General features: G+C 71.7%; 12 protein-coding genes, 1 tRNA gene, 3 pseudogenes and 1 riboswitch. Of the genes and pseudogenes, 7 read left to right on the plus strand and 9 right to left on the minus strand.

What is annotated here, in order from left to right:
* Positions 1-307: 307 nt before the first annotated feature.
* A pseudogene (locus ACSNOD_RS16100) lies at positions 308-2518 on the plus strand (transglycosylase domain-containing protein); the annotation flags it as partial.
* Here the strand turns inward: ACSNOD_RS16100 and ACSNOD_RS16105 are convergent.
* The 3 genes from ACSNOD_RS16105 to ACSNOD_RS16115 form a co-directional block, all read right to left on the minus strand.
* On the minus strand, positions 2489-2800 hold the full coding sequence (locus tag ACSNOD_RS16105) for a DMT family transporter (protein ID WP_436767632.1): 312 nt from the start codon (positions 2798-2800) through the stop codon (positions 2489-2491). The pseudogene ACSNOD_RS16100 and the gene ACSNOD_RS16105 overlap by 30 nt on opposite strands.
* Before the next feature lie 34 nt (positions 2801-2834).
* Positions 2835-2904: riboswitch (guanidine-III (ykkC-III) riboswitch) on the minus strand.
* Positions 2905-2974: 70 nt separating this feature from the next.
* Positions 2975-3316 (minus strand): GroES family chaperonin, encoded by a 342-nt coding sequence (locus ACSNOD_RS16110; protein WP_436767623.1) that lies wholly within the window; start codon positions 3314-3316, stop codon positions 2975-2977.
* Between the two features lie 138 nt (positions 3317-3454).
* A complete protein-coding gene (locus ACSNOD_RS16115) occupies positions 3455-3772 on the minus strand; it encodes a DUF3618 domain-containing protein (protein WP_436767633.1) in 318 nt (105 codons plus the stop codon).
* Between the two features lie 232 nt (positions 3773-4004).
* Between ACSNOD_RS16115 and bcp the strand changes: the two genes are divergently transcribed.
* The 3 genes and pseudogenes from bcp (at position 4005) to ACSNOD_RS16130 (ending at position 6941) form a co-directional block, all read left to right on the plus strand.
* Positions 4005-4472, plus strand: a complete 468-nt coding sequence (gene bcp / locus ACSNOD_RS16120) for a thioredoxin-dependent thiol peroxidase (protein WP_436767624.1) — start codon at positions 4005-4007, stop codon at positions 4470-4472.
* A gap of 215 nt (positions 4473-4687) precedes the next feature.
* Positions 4688-6115: pseudogene (locus tag ACSNOD_RS16125) on the plus strand (MFS transporter); the annotation flags it as partial.
* 742 nt (positions 6116-6857) lie between these two features.
* A tRNA-Leu gene (locus tag ACSNOD_RS16130) sits at positions 6858-6941 on the plus strand.
* 57 nt (positions 6942-6998) lie between these two features.
* Here the strand turns inward: ACSNOD_RS16130 and rdgB are convergent.
* The 4 genes from rdgB to ACSNOD_RS16150 form a co-directional block, all read right to left on the minus strand.
* Positions 6999-7601 (minus strand): RdgB/HAM1 family non-canonical purine NTP pyrophosphatase, encoded by a 603-nt coding sequence (gene rdgB / locus ACSNOD_RS16135; protein WP_436767625.1) that lies wholly within the window; start codon positions 7599-7601, stop codon positions 6999-7001.
* 122 nt (positions 7602-7723) lie between these two features.
* On the minus strand, positions 7724-8110 hold the full coding sequence (locus tag ACSNOD_RS16140) for a hypothetical protein (protein WP_436767626.1): 387 nt from the start codon (positions 8108-8110) through the stop codon (positions 7724-7726).
* A gap of 176 nt (positions 8111-8286) precedes the next feature.
* A complete protein-coding gene (gene rph, locus ACSNOD_RS16145; protein WP_436767627.1) occupies positions 8287-9018 on the minus strand; it encodes a ribonuclease PH in 732 nt (243 codons plus the stop codon).
* 85 nt (positions 9019-9103) lie between these two features.
* Positions 9104-9391, minus strand: coding sequence for a glucose PTS transporter subunit EIIB (locus ACSNOD_RS16150; RefSeq protein ID WP_436767628.1), 288 nt, complete (start codon positions 9389-9391; stop codon positions 9104-9106).
* 230 nt (positions 9392-9621) lie between these two features.
* Between ACSNOD_RS16150 and ACSNOD_RS16155 the strand changes: the two genes are divergently transcribed.
* Complete coding sequence (locus ACSNOD_RS16155; protein WP_436767629.1) at positions 9622-10866, plus strand: PTS transporter subunit EIIC; 1245 nt, start codon at positions 9622-9624, stop codon at positions 10864-10866.
* A gap of 207 nt (positions 10867-11073) precedes the next feature.
* A pseudogene (locus tag ACSNOD_RS16160) lies at positions 11074-12309 on the plus strand (PTS transporter subunit EIIC); the annotation flags it as partial.
* Positions 12310-12607: 298 nt separating this feature from the next.
* Here the strand turns inward: ACSNOD_RS16160 and lysX are convergent.
* Positions 12608-15958, minus strand: a complete 3351-nt coding sequence (gene lysX / locus ACSNOD_RS16165) for a bifunctional lysylphosphatidylglycerol synthetase/lysine--tRNA ligase LysX (protein ID WP_436767630.1) — start codon at positions 15956-15958, stop codon at positions 12608-12610.
* A 123-nt stretch (positions 15959-16081) separates the two neighbouring features.
* Between lysX and ACSNOD_RS16170 the strand changes: the two genes are divergently transcribed.
* On the plus strand, positions 16082-16867 hold the full coding sequence (locus ACSNOD_RS16170) for a hypothetical protein (RefSeq protein ID WP_436767631.1): 786 nt from the start codon (positions 16082-16084) through the stop codon (positions 16865-16867).
* A 67-nt stretch (positions 16868-16934) separates the two neighbouring features.
* Here the strand turns inward: ACSNOD_RS16170 and ACSNOD_RS16175 are convergent, their stop codons facing one another.
* Positions 16935-17687, minus strand: coding sequence for an MBL fold metallo-hydrolase (locus ACSNOD_RS16175; RefSeq protein WP_436767634.1), 753 nt, complete (start codon positions 17685-17687; stop codon positions 16935-16937).
* Between the last annotated feature and the right edge of the window lie 97 nt (positions 17688-17784).

The following is a 17784-nucleotide window of genomic DNA, read 5'->3' on the forward strand; positions in this document are numbered from 1 at the left end:
TGAAGGCCATGATGAAGCCGAAGACGGTGTTGGTGAACAGGCCGGCGGCGCCCACCCGCCTCGCCGAAGCGCAGGAGCGTACTGGGGCGGGCGTTGTGCCCGCCAGCCAATATTCACTCGATCGGGTGGGCGGTCGGGGGCGTTCGGCCCGGCCGGGGAGGGTGCGGGGCGCGCGCCAGCCACCCGCCGCGCGGCAGAAGATGCAACAGTTTCTTACCGGGCGTACGACGCGAATCACCCACGCCCGGCACCCGCACGACCCACCCCACCACAACCCTCGGTGGTGGTCGAGGAGTCCAACACTGATATGAGCGACGACCGGCAGCAGCACAGCGACCGCGGCACCGCCGGGACCACCTGGGCCGACCACGCCGGCGGCACGCGGGGAGCACCGGTCGGCGCCGGCCCGGCCTGGGCCCCCCGGGCGGGCGTCCGGCGCCCCCGCCCCCGGCGCACCGGCCTGCGCCGGCTGATCCCGACCTGGCGCATGGCGCTGGGCGCGCTGCTGCTGTTCCTGCTGCTGCTCTGCGGCGGGCTGGTCGCCGGCTATCTGCTGGTGGAGATCCCGCCGGCCAACGCCACCGCCGTCAAGCAGAGCAATGTCTACCTCTACTCCGACGGCTCCCAGATCGCCCGCGACGGCGAGATCAACCGGGAGAACGTCACGCTCAGCAAGGTGCCCAAGACGGTGCAGCAGGCGGTGCTCGCCGCCGAGGACCGGGACTTCTACTCGGAGTCGGCGGTCGACCCGCAGGCCATGGTGCGGGCCGCCTGGAACACCGTCACCGGCAAGGGCAAGCAGTCCGGCTCCACCATCACCCAGCAGTACGTCAAGAACTACTACCTCGCCCAGGAACAGACCATCACCCGCAAGGTGAAGGAGTTCTTCATCGCCATCAAGCTCGACCGCGAGGAGAGCAAGGACGACATCTTCACCGGCTACCTCAACACCAGCTACTTCGGCCGCAACGCCTACGGCATCCAGGCCGCCGCCCAGGCCTACTACGGCAAGAACTGCGACGCGCTGACCACCGCCGAGGGCGCCTATCTGGCGGCCCTGCTCAACGCCCCCAGCGCGTACGACGTCGTGGCGCACCCCGAGAACCGGGACCGGGCCGTCGCCCGCTGGACCTACGTGCTCGACGGCATGGTCAAGGAGAAGTGGCTCACCCCCGAGCAGCGCGCCGCCCAGCGCTTCCCCGCGCCCGGCCCCAGCAAGGCGCCCGCCGGCATGGCCGGCCAGCGCGGCTATCTGGTCGAGGCGGTGAAGGAGTACCTGATGGAGCGCGACATCCTCGACGAGGACACCCTCGGGGCCGGCGGCTACCGCATCACCACCACCCTCGACCGCCGCAAGCAGGACGCCTTCGTCGCGGCCGTCGACGACCAGCTGATGTCCAAGCTCGGCGAGGACCGCCCGGTCGACCGCTACGTCCGCGCCGGCGGGGCGGCCATCGACCCGTCCAACGGCAAGGTCGTCGCGATGTACGGGGGCATCGACTACACCAAGCAGTACGTCAACAACGCCACCCGGCGCGACTACCAAGTCGGCTCCACCTTCAAGCCGTTCGTGTTCACCTCCGCCGTGGAGAACGACTCCACCACGCAGGACGGCGCGCCCATCACCCCGGACACGATCTACGACGGAACCAACGAGCGGCCCGTGGAGGGTCCCGACGGACCCACCGACTACGCCCCCGAGAACGAGGACCAGCGCTCGTACGGGCCCATCACCGTCTCCACCGCCACCGACCTGTCCGTCAACGCCGTCTACGCCCAGATGGGGCAGGACGTCGGCCCCGAGAAGGTGAAGCGGACCGCCGTGCGGCTCGGCATCCCCGAGGACGCCCCCGGGCTGCGGGAGGCCCAGCAGTCCGTGGCCCTCGGCGTGGTCAACGCCAGCGTCCTGGACATGGCCCAGGCGTACGCCACCCTCGCCAACCACGGCCGGCACGGCGCGCACACCCTCGTCGAGAAGGTCACCAAGGGCGGCGACGAGGTGCCGCTGCCGCCCACCGAGGAGCGGGAGGCGGTGCCCAGGGAGGCCGCCGACACCACCACGGCCGTCCTGCGCGGCGTGGTCGACCACGGCACCGGCTCCGCGGCGCAATCCGCGGGCCGGCCGGCGGCGGGCAAGACCGGCACCGCGGAGGAGGACAAGGCCGCGTGGTTCGCGGGCTACACACCCGACCTCGCCACCGTGGTCGCGGTGATGGGCCAGGACCCCGACACCGGCGAGCAGAAGCCGCTGTACGGCGCGACCGGCCTGGACCGCATCAACGGCGGCGGCTACCCGGCCCGCATCTGGGGGCAGTTCACGGCGGAGGCGCTGCGAGGCAGCCCGCCGAAGGACTTCGACCTGCGGATGCAGGCCGCCGCGGAGGTCCGGCCGCCGGAGCCGACCGCCGCCCCGGAGGAGCCGACGGCCCCGGCCCCGACTGACGGCGGGATGCGGGAGGGGGTCGCTCGGGGGGGCGCCGCCGGAACGTCAGTGGCCGGAGGTGGCCTTGAGGCCGACCACCGCCACCAGCAGCAGACAGACGAAGAAGATCCGCGCGGCGGTCGCCGGCTCGCCCAGCACGGCCATGCCGACCACGGCCGCGCCGATGCCGACCCACACCCCGTACGCCGTGCCGATCGGCAGGGATTTGGCCGCCTGCGAGAGCAGGGCCATGCTCAGCACGATCCCCGCCGCGGTGAACACGCTCGGCCACAACCGGGTGAACCCCTCCGTGTACTTCATGCCGATCGACCAGCCGACCTCCAGCAGACCGGCGACGACGAGCAGGACCCAGGGCATGGCCACACCTTCCGAGCGGGACGACAACGGCAACGGTGCGTCGTCTTGTCCTGACCCGGTACGGCGCGTCTCGTCGGGTGTGTCCGACCGTACCCCGGAACGGCGCGGAGGGTGGTGACCGCGGTCACCACCCTCGCATTGCTCCGCCGGTGCCCCGAAGCGGCCTCAGAGCTATCAGAGGTAGAGGCCGGTCGAGTCCTCGGAGCCCTCCAGCCGCTCGGCCGCCACGGCGTGCAGATCCCGCTCCCGCATCAGCACGTACGCCACGCCCCGCACCTCGACCTCGGCCCGGTCCTCGGGGTCGTACAGCACCCGGTCCCCCGGCTCGACCGTCCGCACGTTCTGCCCGACCGCGACGACCTCGGCCCAGGCCAGGCGGCGGCCGACCGCCGCGGTCGCCGGAATGACGATGCCGCCGCTGGAGCGGCGCTCGCCCTCCGGGATGTCGGTGCGGACCAGGACGCGGTCGTGCAGCATCCGGATGGGCAGCTTGTCGTGGGTCGCGTTCTTGCTCACGGGACGACCGTACCTGCCCCCGGCCCGCCAGGAGGCCACGGGGCGGCATCCCGGCGCCCGCCGGGAACCCGTATCGGCCGCGCCGCGGCGGCGCGCACGCCGCGCGCCGGCCGCATGAAGCGGGGGTGCCGCCGCGGCTCAGTCGCGGCGGCGCCGGGAGGTGGCGTAGAGGCCGACCACCGCGACGGCGATCAGCGCGATCGGCACGATCCGCTCCAGGCGCGGCGACCCGTCCTCGTGGACCAGCTTGGCCCGTACGTCGGAGACCGCGCGGTTCGCCGCCACATACGCCCGGCCGGCGGTGCGGTCCACGGCCGAGGCGGCCTTGGCCTTCGCATCACCCATGATCGTCTTCGGGTGCACACGAACGCCGATCTCGTCCAGCGTCCGGGCGAGCTCCTCGCGCCTGCGGACGATGTCCGCCTCGATCTGCGCCGGGGTCCTGGCTTCCGACACCGCGCTGCCTCCGTGGTTGGTCATGCTCCCTGATGGTCCGTGCTGCACAGTCTGTCAGCTCCCTCGGTACCGCGCCCCACGGCACCCCCGTATCGGCGCTCATCGGGGCGCCCGGGGTGAGGCCGCGAGCCCCCATCCGGCGGGGGCTAGGCTCGAGGCCTCGACGTCCCGACGACGTCCGGCGCGGAGCCGAGCCGCCGCCGGGGGACCGACCGAACGAGGAGAGCGCACCATGAGCGAGCGACTGAAGCCCGGCGACACCGCCCCCGCCTTCACCCTGCCCGACGCCGACGGCACCGAGGTATCGCTCGCCGACCACGCCGGCCGGAAGGTCATCGTCTACTTCTACCCCGCCGCCCTCACCCCCGGCTGCACCAAGCAGGCCTGCGACTTCACCGACAACCTGGCGGTGCTCGCCGGCGCCGGCTACGACGTCATCGGCATCTCCCCCGACAAGCCGGAGAAGCTCGCGAAGTTCCGCGAGAAGGAGGACCTGAAGGTCACCCTCCTCGGCGACCCGGAGAAGAAGGTCCTGGAGGCGTACGGCGCGTTCGGCGAGAAGAAGCTCTACGGCAAGGTCGTCACCGGGGTCATCCGCTCCACGGTGGTGGTCGACGAGGAGGGGAAGGTCGAGCGCGCCCTCTACAACGTCAAGGCGACCGGGCACGTGGCGAAGCTGATCCGCGACCTGGAGATCTGAGCCGGCCGGTCCACGGCCGCGCGGTGGCACGCGACCGTACGGCGACGGCGACCGTACGGCGGCCGGGGTCGGCCCACGGCCGTACGGCGGCACGGCGGCCCCGCGCACCCCGTGACCCATGTCTCACTTCGGTGAGGCATGGGTTTAACTTTTCCCCCCGCGCACAGGCGCCCCCACCGGCACATCTGTACGACCGCACGTGGGAGGAGCCGTCCATGGCCGCCAGCGCCGGGCCAGCACCCGATACGGAGGCCAGAAAACGGCATCCGAACCTCTTCCGGACCATCAAACGCAGACGCAACCCCCCGCTGCGCCGCTGCGACATCACCGTCACCGACGAGCGCGTCGTCAAGCGCTGCGTGAAGGCCGCGGCCCTCGGCAACGCCATGGAGTGGTTCGACTTCGGCGTCTACAGCTATCTCGCCGTCACCATCGGCAAGGTCTTCTTCCCGGGCGGCAGCGGCACCGTCCAGATGCTCTCCTCCCTCGCCACGTTCGCCGTGGCCTTCCTCGTCCGCCCGCTCGGCGGCATGTTCTTCGGCCCCCTCGGCGACCGCGTCGGCCGCAAGAAGGTGCTGGCCCTCACGATGATGCTGATGGCCGCGGCCACCTTCGCCATCGGACTCATCCCCAGCTACGCGGCCATCGGGCTGTGGGCGCCCGTTCTGCTGATCGCCCTCCGCCTGGTCCAGGGCTTCTCCACCGGCGGCGAGTACGGCGGCGCCTCCACGTACATCGCCGAGTACGCGCCCGACAAGAAGCGCGGCTACTTCGGCAGCTTCCTGGAGTTCGGCACCCTCGCCGGCTACGTGGGCGCGGCCGGGCTCGTCGCCGTGCTCACCGCCTGGCTCGGCGTCCCCACCATGGAGGACTGGGGCTGGCGGGTCCCCTTCCTGGTGGCCGGGCCGCTCGGCCTGGTCGGCCTCTATCTGCGGCTGCGGCTGGACGACACCCCCGCGTTCCGCAAGCTGGAGTCCGACCAGCCCGCCCAGGTGACGTACGGGCGCCCCGACCAGGCGCGGCTCTCCGAGAACGCCCCGCGCCAGCCACTGCGGCGGATCTTCACCGAGCAGTGGCGCATGCTGGTGCTGTGCGTGGCCCTGGTCGGCGCGTACAACGTCACCAACTACATGCTGCTGTCGTACATGCCGACCTACCTGACGGACGAACTGCACTACGACGAGACGCACGGGCTGCTCATCCTGCTCGCGACGATGGTCGTGCTGATGGCCGTCATCACGCAGGTCGGCCGGCTCAACGACCGCTTCGGCCGCAAGCCCCTCCTGATGACGGGCATGGCCGGCTTCTTCCTGCTGTCCGCCCCCGCGTTCCTGCTGGTCCGCCAGGGCAGCGTGGCCGCCGTCAGCGCGGGCATGGCGATGCTCGGCCTCTCCCTGGTCTGCCTCCTGGGCACGATGTCCGCCGCCCTGCCCGCCCTCTTCCCGACGGACGTCCGCTTCGGCTCCCTCTCCATCGGCTACAACATCTCCACCTCGCTCTTCGGCGGCACCACGCCCCTGGTCATCACGGCCCTGATCAAGAGCACGGGCAGCGACATGATGCCGGCGTACTACGCGATGGCGGCGGCGCTGGTGGGCGTGGTCGCGGTCCTCTGCATGAAGGAGACCGTGTTCATGCCGATCCGATACGACCGCGACCCCCTCGCCGAGGCGGTCGCGGTCTCCTCCTCCTGGTCCGGGGTGATGCGCCGGCTGGGGGAGAAGCCGAGCGGTGGCCGACGCCGTGCCGTCCAGCGGGCCGCTGCCGAATTCGGCATCGAGGCCGCGCACTTCACCCGGCAAAGGGTGCGGCAGACCTACTCCGACGCGGAGATCGCCCGCGCGGTGGCGTCCTCCACCACCCTGCGCGAGGTCGCCCTCGCGCTCGGGGCACGACCGGCGACGGGAACGCTCTCCCACCTTCGGCGCCGCATCGCCGCGGCGGGTATCGACACCCGCCACATGCCCGGGCTCCATCGCGGGGTGGGCCCCTCCCCCGCCCGGACCGCACGGCCGGCGACGCCCCGGCGCCCGCGCCCGCTGCCGAGGCCCCGGCCGGCCGCCGACGAGGTGCTCCGGGTACGCCCCGAAGGGTCCCCCCGCGTCAACCGGGAACGGCTCCACCGGGCGCTCGGCGAGATCGGGGTCCCCTACCGCTGCGCCTCCTGCGGCAACCCCGGCGAGTGGCTCGGCGGCCCCCTCACCCTGCAGATCGACCACGTCAACGGCGACTGGCTCGACAACCGCCGGGAGAACCTCCGGTACCTGTGCCCGAACTGCCACGCCCGCACGGACACCTGGTGCCGCAAGCGGACGAAGCGGAAGTGCGCCCAACCCCTTGCGTATCCGGCGCGGCCACCGGGCGGCTAGCATGACAGCGCGACTGGCGGCCGTGGTGGAACTGGCAGTCACGCTGGGTTTAGGTCCCAGTGGGGTAACACCCGTGAGGGTTCGAGTCCCTCCGGCCGCACTCGCGCCAGAAGGGCCGTCCCGTTCGGGACGCCCCTTCTCCGTACGGTCCGAGCGGTCAGCCGAGGAGGTCGCGGATCAGGGGGGTGAGGGCGCGGAAGGCCTGGCCGCGGTGGCTGATGGCGTTCTTTTCGGCGGGGGTGAGTTCCGCGCAGGTGCGGGTGTCGCCGTCGGGCTGGAGGATCGGGTCGTAACCGAAGCCGCCCGTGCCGGAGGGGGCGTGGCGGAGGGTGCCGCGGAGGCGGCCCTCGACGACGCGCTCAGTGCCGTCGGGGAGGGCGAGGGCGGCGGCGCAGGCGAAGTGGGCGCCGCGGTGGGCGTCGTCGATGTCGGCGAGCTGGGCGAGCAGCAGGTCGAGGTTGGCCCGGTCGTCGCCGTGGCGGCCGGCCCAGCGGGCGGAGAAGATGCCGGGGGCGCCGCCGAGGACGTCCACGCACAGGCCGGAGTCGTCGGCGACGGCCGGGTGGCCGGTGGCCCGTGCCAGGGCGTGCGCCTTGAGCAGGGCGTTCTCGGCGAAGGTGACGCCGGTCTCCTTGACGTCGGGGACCTCGGGGTGGGCGTCGGCGCCGACGAGTTCGACGTCCAGTCCGGCGTCGCCGAGGATCGCGCGGAGCTCGGTGACCTTGTGGGCGTTGCGGGTGGCGAGGATCAGGCGGGTCATGCGTCGATTATCCGTGCGGGGGCGTTCCGCGCGGGGCGCGGGCGGCCCGTGTCAGCTCGGGGGCGCCGGGGTGTCCTGTCAGCCCGGGGGGGCGCCGGGGTGCCCTGCGCGCGCCGTACCCGTCAGCCCGGGGTGCAGACCTTGCCCAGTTCGCCCGCGGCGTCGGCGACGGGGCCGATGTCGGGGGTGGTGTCGCCGTTCCGGATGGCCTGGCGGACGTTGTCCACGGCCTTGTCGAGGTCGGTGACGGCCTTGCGGAGATCGGCGTCGTCGGTCCTGTCGCCCAGGTCCTGGAGGCTCTTGTCGATGTCGTTGAGCGCCTGCTCGGCCTGGAGCGGGTTCTCGGCGGCGTCGGAGGCGGCCTGGCGGAGCTTGTCGACGCTGCCGGCGACGGCGTTGGCGGTTCTGGCGCAGTCGAACGCCTTGTCGACGGCGCCGCAGCCGACGGCGGCGGTGGCGCCGAGCAGGGCCAGGGCGGCGAGCGCTGCGGTACGGCGGTGGCTTCGCATGGTGCGGCTTCCCCTGTTCCGGGCCGAACGGCCCTGTGAGGAGAAGAACGCTCGGGCGGGGCGGAAGGTTGCCCGTCGCCCCGCCCCGCGGCCTGCCTCGTTCGGAGCGTGTCCGTACGGACGCGATACGTGCCCCCGCACGCCCGTACGGGCCCGTACGCGCTCGCGGCGCGCCCTCAGAGCGTGTCGGCCAGCGCCTCGCGCTGCGCGGCGTCGAGCGTGCCGCAGCCGCCCACGGCCAGGTCGAGCAGGGTGTCGAGCTCCGCGCGGGCGAAGGGCGCGCCCTCGGCCGTGCCCTGGACCTCGACGAAGCGGCCGTCGCCGGTGCAGACGACGTTCATGTCGGTCTCGGCGCGCACGTCCTCCTCGTAGCAGAGGTCGAGGAGCGGCACACCGTCGACGATGCCGACGGAGACGGCGGAGACCGTGCCGGTCAGGGGCGCGCGGCCGGCCTTGACGAGCTTCTTGCGCTGGGCCCAGCCGACGGCGTCGGCGAGGGCGACGTAGGCGCCGGTGATGGCGGCGGTGCGGGTGCCGCCGTCGGCCTGGAGGACGTCGCAGTCGAGGACGATGGTGTTCTCGCCGAGCGCCTTGTAGTCGATGACGGAGCGCAGGGAGCGGCCGATGAGGCGGGAGATCTCATGGGTGCGGCCGCCGATCCGGCCGCGGACGGCCTCCCGGTCGCCGCGGGTGTTGGTGGAGCGCGGCAGCATGGAGTACTCGGCGGTGACCCAGCCCTCGCCGCTGCCCTTGCGCCAGCGGGGCACGCCCTCGGTCACGCTGGCGGTGCAGAAGACCTTGGTGTCGCCGAAGGAGATGAGGACGGAGCCCTCGGCGTGCTTGCTCCATCCGCGTTCGATGGTGATGGGGCGAAGCTGGTCGGGGGTTCGGCCGTCGATACGAGACATGGCACCGACCTTAGCGGCTGCGCCGAGGGCCCCGTTCCGGTCGGTGTGTGTCTCCGGTGACGGGGCCCTCGGGGCGGTGCGGACCTCACATGAGGTCTTCGATCTCCGCGGCGATCGGGTCGGCGTCGGTGCCGATGACGACCTGGATGGCGGTGCCCATCTTGACGACGCCGTGCGCGCCGGCGGCCTTGAGGGCGGCCTCGTCGACGAGGGAGGGGTCCTCGACCTCGGTACGGAGGCGGGTGATGCAGCCTTCGACCTCGACGATGTTGTCAATGCCGCCGAGCCCGGCGACGATCTTCTCAGCCTTGGTGGCCATGTCCCACTCCTGCTTTGTCTTCGCGGCTTCGGCGAGGTCGCCGACCGATTCCACACGGTAATGCACGATTGGCCCAGCTTCTCGGGCGGGTGTCCGCCATCCGGCGAAGGATGGCGAGCACGGGTCTCCCCGTGCGGGCGAGGCGTCCACCGACGCCCGAACCACTGGTCTACACCAGTGTGCCGCACGCACCGAAGCCGTTCGCCATCGGACCCGGCATCAGAGCTCGGCCGCGAAGCTCGCCCTTCGGGACCCGGCCGGCCCGGAACCGTCAGGAGGCGTCGATGAGCTCGGAGAGTGCCGCCGCGCGGCGGGCGCCGCGGCGGAGCCGCCGGCAGGGCCTGCTCCAGGGGCTGCAGAAGCTGGGCCGCAGTCTGCAGCTGCCGGTGGCGGCGCTGCCCGCGGCCGGCGTGATCCTCCGGCTGGGCCAGCCGGACGTCTTCGGCCGGGACGGGCTCGGCTGGAACAAGCTGGCGGCGATCTTCGCCGGGGCCGGCGCGGGCGTCTTCGACAACATGGCGCTGCTGTTCTGCGTGGGCGTGGCCATCGGCTTCGCGAAAAAGGCGGACGGCTCCACGGCCTTCGCCGCGGTCGTCGCCTATATGGTCTTCCGCGGTGTGCTGGTGGCGGCGTTCACGGACGAGGTCACGGGAAAGCCGATCGACCCGGGGGTGCTCGGCGGGGTGGTGGTCGGCCTGATCACGGCCGCCGTCTGGCAGCGCTATCACCGCACCCGGCTGCCGGACTGGCTGGGTTTCTTCAGCGGCCGGCGGTTCATTCCGGTGCTGATGTCGTTCCTCTGCGTCCTGCTCGCGGTGGTCTTCGGTTACGGGTGGACGCCGATCGGTGACGGGCTGAACTCCTTCGCGGAATGGCTGTCCGACCGCGGCGCGTGGGGCTCGGGCATCTTCGGGGTGGTGAACCGGCTGCTGATCCCGGTCGGGATGCACATGCTGCTGAATACCTTTGCCTGGTATCAGTTCGGCAGCTTCACCGGGCCGGACGGCAAAGAGGTGCACGGGGACTTCTTCCGCTTCATCGCGGGCGATCCCGACGCGGGCGTCTTCATGACCGGCTTCTATCCGATCATGATGTTCGCGCTGCCGGCCGCGGCGCTGGCGATCGCGCACACCGCCCGCCCGGAGCGGCGCAAGGCGGTCACCGGGATGATGCTCTCGCTCGGCCTGACCTCCTTCGTGACGGGGGTGACCGAGCCGATCGAGTTCTCCTTCGTCTATCTGGCGCCGGCGCTGTACGGCATCCACGCGCTGCTGACGGGGGTCTCGATGGCGCTGACCTGGGCGCTGGGGATCAGGGAGGGGTTCACCTTCTCCGCGGGCCTCTTCGACTACGTGCTGAACTGGAGCAAGGCGAGCAGGCCCGAGTTGATCATTCCGATCGGGCTCGGTTTCGCCGTCCTCTACTACGTGCTCTTCCGCTTCGTGATCACCAAATTCGATCTGAAGACGCCGGGGCGGGAGTCCGACGAGGAGATCGCGGCGATGGAGGAGGAGAATCTCCGGTCGTAGCCCCTCGGCGACGGCCCGTCGCGGGCGGCGGACGAGGGCCCCGACAGGGCAGGGAATCGCGGGTTCCTTATCCGGGCTTCACCGTGCTACAACAGGTCTACACCACTAGGTGGTGTAGACCTGTTTCCTTGGGTCCATTGCCACAAAGACGCCGCCGTCACCCCCTTCAATGTCCCCTGGCGGCGCCTTGCCCACTGGAGGAAGTTGATGTCCACGGCCAGCGCCGCACCAGCGGCCGAGAAGAAGAAGAGGGGCGCCGGCGCGATGGCCGTCGCGCAGCGCATCGGCCGCAGCCTCATGCTGCCGGTCGCGGTGCTGCCCGCCGCCGCGCTTCTGGTCCGCCTCGGCAACAACGACATGCTCGGCCGGGAGTCGTTCCCCACCTTCATCACGAAGATAGCCGGGTACATGTCGGCCGGCGGCAACGCGCTGCTGGGCAACATGGCGCTGCTCTTCGCGGTCGGTGTCGCGATCGGCTTCGCCAAGAAGTCGGACGGCTCCACCGCGCTGGCCGCCGTCACCGGCTACCTGGTGTTCAAGAACGTGCTCGCCACGTTCACCGACGGCAACCTGCCGAAGGTCGCCAAGGTCGTCGACGGCAAGATCGCCATGACGGACGCGCCGGTGGACGCCGGTGTGCTCGGCGGTGTGGTGATGGGCATCGTGGTGGCCCTCCTCTACCAGCGCTACCACCGCAAGAAGCTCCCCGAGTGGCTGGGCTTCTTCGGCGGCCGCCGGCTCGTCCCGATCGTCTCGGCCTTCGCCGGCCTGGTCATCGGCATCGTCTTCGGTCTGATCTGGCCGGTGCTCGGCACGGGTCTGCACAACTTCGGTGAGTGGCTGGTCGGCTCCGGCGCCGTGGGCGCGGGCATCTTCGGTGTCGCCAACCGCGCGCTGATCCCGGTCGGCATGCACCACCTGCTGAACTCCTTCCCGTGGCTGCAGGCCGGCGAGTACAACGGCAAGCACGGCGACATCGCCCGCTTCCTGGCCGGCGACCCGTCCGCCGGACAGTTCATGACCGGCTTCTTCCCGATCATGATGTTCGCCCTGCCGGCGGCCTGCCTCGCGATCACCCACTGCGCCCGCCCCGAGAACCGCAAGGTCGTCGGCGGCATGATGCTCTCGCTCGCGCTCACCGCGTTCGTCACCGGTGTCACCGAGCCGATCGAGTTCACGTTCATGTTCATCGCGCCGGTGCTCTACGCGATCCACGCGGTCCTCACCGGTGTCTCGCTGGCCCTCACCTGGGCGCTGGGCATGAAGGACGGCTTCGGCTTCTCGGCCGGTGCCATCGACTTCCTGCTGAACCTGGGCATCGCCACGAAGCCGTGGGCGCTGGCGCTGGTGGGTCTGTGCTTCGCGGCGCTCTACTACGTGGTGTTCCGCTTCGCGATCATCAAGTTCAACCTGCCGACGCCGGGCCGTGAGCCCGAGGGCGAGGGCGCGCTGACCGCCGACGTCCCCGAGAAGGCGGCGAAGCCGGCCGCCAAGGCGAAGGCCGAGGCCACGGCCAAGGCCGAGAGCAAGGCCGGGGCCTCCGCCAAGGCCGGGGCCGCCACGAAGGCCGGCGCCAAGAGCGGCGCCAAGGCCGGCGGCTCCGCGAAGAAGACCGGCGGGGACGACGCGAAGGCCGCCACCAAGGCGTAACCGCTCCGCCGAGAGCCACCCCCCACAGCAACGCGAAGGCCCCGGAACCCAAGAAGGGTTCCGGGGCCTTCGCGTTGCCTTCGTACGTACGTCAGCGCCTGCGCACCAGCGGGAACGGCAGCGTCTCGCGGATGGTCAGACCGGTCAGGAACATCACCAGGCGGTCCACGCCGATGCCCAGACCACCGGTCGGCGGCATGGCGTACTCGAGCGCGCCGAGGAAGTCCTCGTCGAGCTCCATGGCCTCCGGGTCGCCGCCCGCCGCCAGCAGCGACTGGGCGGTGAGCCGCCGCCGCTGCTCCACCGGGTCGATGAGCTCGGAGTAGGCCGTGCCCAGCTCCGTGCCGAAGGCGACCAGGTCCCAGCGCTCGGCGAGCCGCGGGTCCTTGCGGTGCTGGCGGGTGAGCGGGGAGACGTCCGTGGGGAAGTCCTTGTAGAAGGTGGGGAGGGTGGTCTTCTCCTCCACCAGCCGCTCGTACATCTCCAGCACGATGTCGCCGCGCTTGTTCTCCGGCGTGTGCGGCACCCCGGCCCGGTCGCAGAGCCGGCGCAGCGCCGACTCGTCGGTGTCGGCGTCGACCTCCTCGCCCAGCGCCTCCGAGATCGCGCCGTAGACCGTCTTGACGGGCCACAGGCCGGAGATGTCGTGCGCCTCCAGCGTGCCGTCCGGGCGGGCCTTGTGGGCGATCGGGGAGCCGAACGCGGCGGTGGCCGCGCCCTGGATGAGCTCCCGGGTGAGGTCGAGCATCACGTCGTAGTCGGCGAACGCCTGGTACGCCTCCAGCATCGTGAACTCGGGGTTGTGCTTGTAGGACACGCCCTCGTTGCGGAAGGTGCGGCCCATCTCGAAGACCTTCTCCATGCCGCCGACACAGAGCCGCTTGAGGTAGAGCTCCGGCGCGATCCGCAGGTACAGATCGAGGTCGTAGGCGTTGATATGGGTCTGGAACGGGCGGGCGTTGGCGCCGCCGTGCACCTGCTGCAGCATCGGCGTCTCGACCTCGAGGTAGCCGCGCTCCAGCAGCCCCTGGCGCAGGGCCTGGACGGCGATGGAGCGCGCCCGGACCACGTCCCGGGCCCCGGGGCTGACCACCAGGTCCAGATAGCGCTGGCGGACCTTGGCCTCCGGGTCGGACAGCCCCCGGCGCTTGTCCGGCAGCGGGCGCAGACACTTGGCGGTGAGCCGCCAGGAGGTGACGAACAGCGACAGCTCGCCGCGGTCGCTGGTGCCGATCTCGCCGGTGGCCGTGAGGTGGTCGCCGAGGTCGATGTCGGCGGTGAACCGGGCGAGCTCGGCGGCGCCGGTGCCGTCCCGGGTCAGGGCCAGCTGGAGGTCGCCGGACCAGTCGCGCAGCACGGCGAAGACCACGCCGCCCAGGTCGCGTACGAGCATCACCCGGCCGGTGACGCTGGCCTGCTCGCCGGTGCGGGTGGCCGGGGCCAGGTCCGCGTGGGCGGTGCGGATCTCGGCCAGGGTGTGCGTCCGGTGGCCGCCGTCCACGGGGTACGGGTCGGTGCCGTCGGCGCGCAGCCGCTCCAGCTTCTGCCGGCGGATGCGGACCTGCTCGGGCAGGGCCGCGAGGTCGTCCGCCTCCCCGGTGCCGCCGCGCCGGCCGCCCAGGCCCAGTTCGGAGATGGGCGGCAGCCCGGCGGTGGCGGCGGGCACGGTGACGCCCTTGGGCTTGGTGTGGCCCTTGCCCCACAGGCTGCGCAGGGACGGCACGTCGACGAAGCCCTCGGCGATGCCGGAGGCGAGGCTGATCCGGGCCAGCGCGCCGGTGTCGCCGTAGCAGATGAAGCGGGGGTGCCACTCGGGCAGGTACTTCACATTGGAGCGGTAGAGGGCCTCCAGCTGCCACCACTTGGAGAAGAACAGCAGCAGCTTGCGCCACAGCCGCAGGATCGGCCCGGCGCCGATGCGGGCGCCCTCCTCGAACGCGGAGCGGAACACCGCGAAGTTGAGGGAGATCCGGCGGATGCCGAGCCGGCCGGCGTTGGCGCACAGCTCGGCGACCATGAACTCCATGACGCCGTTGGGCGCCCGGCGGTCGCGGCGCATCACGTCGAGGGAGATGCCGTCCCGGCCCCAGGGCACGAAGGACAGCAGCGCGATCATGTTGCCCTCGGCGTCGAACGCCTCGACCAGCATGCAGTCGCCGTCGGCGGGGTCGCCGAGGCGGCCGAGCGCCATGGAGAAGCCGCGCTCGGTCTCGGTGTCGCGCCAGGCGTCGGCGCGGTCGATGACCTCCTGCATCTCCTCGTCGGAGAGCGCGGAGTGGCGGCGGATGCGGGTGGTGGCGCCGGTGCGCCTGACCCGGTTGACGGCCTGGCGGGTGACCCGCATCTCACGGCCGTTCAGGTCGAAGGTGTTGGTGTGGAGGATGGCCTCGTCACCGAGCTGGAGCGCGCTGAGGCCGGCGCGGGCGTAGGCCTTGGCACCCTCCTCGCCGGCGCCCATGACGGCCGGGGCCCAGGCGTAGCGCTGGGCGAGGTTCAGCCACTCCTTGATCGCCGGGTCCCAGGCGCCCGGGTCGCCGATCGGGTCGCCGCTGGCGAGGCAGACGCCCGCCTCGACACGGTAGGTGACCGCGGCCTTGCCGCTGGGGGCGAAGACGACGGCCTTGTCGCGGCGGGTGGCGAAGTAGCCCAGCGAGTCCTGCTCGCCGTAGGCGTCGAGCAGGGCCCGGATGCGCGGCTCCTCGTCGCCGTGCAGGGCCGCTTCCATGCGCTGCGAGCGGAAGAGCGTGGCGGCGGCGTTGAGCAGGGCGAGGGCGCCGAGCAGGCCGCCGACGAAGTGCAGCCAGCGCGGCGGGCGGCCGTCGAAGCCGGTGGGGGTGTAGACCTCGCCGAAGACGCGGTTGGCGGCCCACGGCAGGTACTGGCCCTTGGCGAGGGTGCCGGGGAAGGCGGCGACCAGGCCCCAGGTGACGAGGGTGGCGACGGCGAGGCCGACGGCCAGGACCAGCAGGGCGCGGGCGAAGGCGCCGCGCCGGGTGGGGGCGTAGAACTCGCGGTGGGCCAGCACCATCACCGTGACGCCGAGTGCGCACAGCGCCATGGAGGGGACGGTGTCCAGGTAGCCGTCGAGCAGGAGTACCACGTCGGCGATCAGGAGCAGGGCGAAGTAGCCCATGACCAGCCACCAGGCGACCCTCTTGCGGGCGGCGGTGGCCGCGGCCAGCAGGAAGAGGAAGACGGCGTAGGCGAGGTTGGCGCTGGTGGGTACCGTCAGCGTGTCGAGGAACTTGATCACCGGCCGCATGAGGTGACGTAGCGGCGGGACGAGAGCCATGACTGCGCAGAACAGTCCCAGGGCGCCGAAGGCGATCCCGAACGCGTCCGGGACACGGTTCAGGAAGCGGTTCCAGGCGGTGAGCTGCTGATGATCGTTCGGCGGTTCCTTCGTCGTTCGGGCTGGTGTTTCCTCGACCGTGGCACTCATGCGGACACTCTAGGTACGGGGCTCGCGGGGCGCGCGCCGGGGCTTGAGAGACGTTGATTACGGGGTTTCGGTTGCTTGTGCGAGGCGAGGCGTTTCGCATCGGTGGAGGGAAGGCGGCGGTCGTTGCAGACAGTGACACACCAGGGCTGGTTCGCCAGGGAGATCGTGGGCGCGGGGCTGCTCCCGCTGTTCGTCTTCCTCTGTTCCTTCATCGCGGGATTCGCCTTCATCCGGTTCAGCGTGCGCATGATCCGGGCGCAGGTGCGGTGGTGGCCGGGGAATGTGAAGCCGGGCGGGCTGCATATTCACCATGTGGTGTTCGGCGTGGTGTTCATGCTGGTCAGCGGGGTGTCGCTGATCGTGGTGAGCGATCCGTCGAACACCGTCAAATCCGTGCTCGCGGGGTTCTTCGGGGTCGGCGCCGCACTGGTCCTCGATGAATTCGCGCTGATTCTGCACCTGCGGGACGTGTACTGGACGGAGGCCGGCCGCACCTCGGTGGACGCGGTCTTCGTGGCGGTGGCGCTGTGCGGTCTGGTGCTGCTGGGCTTCCGCCCGCTGGGGGTGATCGACTGGTCCGACTACCAGGCGGACCCGACGCTGGCCAACGGGGTGCTGCTGGTCGTCTTCCTCGCCGTCGAGCTGGGCCTGGCGGTGATCACGCTGCTCAAGGGCAAGGTGTGGACGGGCCTGCTCGGGCTGTTCTTCATCCCGCTGCTGGTGTGCGGCGCGGTGCGGCTGTCGCGGCCGCAGGCGCCGTGGGCGCGGTGGCGCTACCACGACAAGCCGAGGCGGCTGGCGCGGGCGGTGCGCAGGGAGCGGCGGTGGCGGCATCCGGTGATCCTGGCGAAGATCAAGGTGCAGGAGTGGGTGTCGGGCCGCCACGACCTGCCGGACGACCGGGGCTGAGGCGCGCCGCCGAGGCCGGGGGCCGAGGCCCGCCCCGAGCCGGGGCGCGGCCGGGCGGCGGCGCGCGCTAGAGCTCGTAGACCGCGCGGGAGCGGGCCAGCTCGACGGGGCCGTCGAAGACCTCCTCCGCGTGGGCGAGGTTGACCCGCGGGTCGGTCCACGGCGGGATGTGGGTGAGCACCAGCCGCCCCACCTTCGCCCGCTGCGCGTGCTCGCCGGCCTGCCGGCCGTTGAGGTGGAGCTCCGGCACGCTCTCCTTGCCGTGCGTGAAGGACGCCTCGCACAGGAAGAGGTCCGCGCCCTCGGCGAGCTGGTGCAGCGCCTCGCACACCCCGGTGTCCCCGCTGTACGTCAGCGCCTTCCCGCCGTGCTCCACCCGGAAGCCATACGTCTCCACGGGGTGGCTGACCCGGTCCGTGCGGATCGTGAAGGGCCCGACCTCGAACGTGCCGGGCCTCAGCGTGCGGAAGTCGAACACCTCGCTCATCGACTTCTCGTCCGGCACGTCGTCGTACGCCGCGACCAGGCGCTGCTCGGTGCCCTCCGGGCCGTGGACGGGGATCGGGTCGGCGCGCCCGCCCTCGAACCGGTAGTAGCGCGCCACGAAGTAGGCGCACATGTCGATGCAGTGATCGGCGTGGAGGTGGCTCAGCAGCACGGCGTCCAGGTCGTACAGGCCGCAGTGGCGCTGGAGCTCGCCGAGGGCGCCGTTGCCCATGTCGAGCAGCAACCGGAAGCCGTCGGCCTCGACGAGATAGCTCGAACAGGCCGAGTCCGCGGACGGGAACGACCCCGAGCAGCCGACGACGGTGAGCTTCATGGAGCGGAAACCTCCGTGGGCGTCAGAGCCCGGCCCCGGGCCGACCGGCCGGGACGAGGGGGCGGGGCGGAGCGGGAAGCGGGGACTGGAGCGGGGG

The sequence above is a fragment of the Streptomyces sp. URMC 123 genome (assembly GCF_051386515.1).
Classification (GTDB): domain Bacteria; phylum Actinomycetota; class Actinomycetes; order Streptomycetales; family Streptomycetaceae; genus Streptomyces.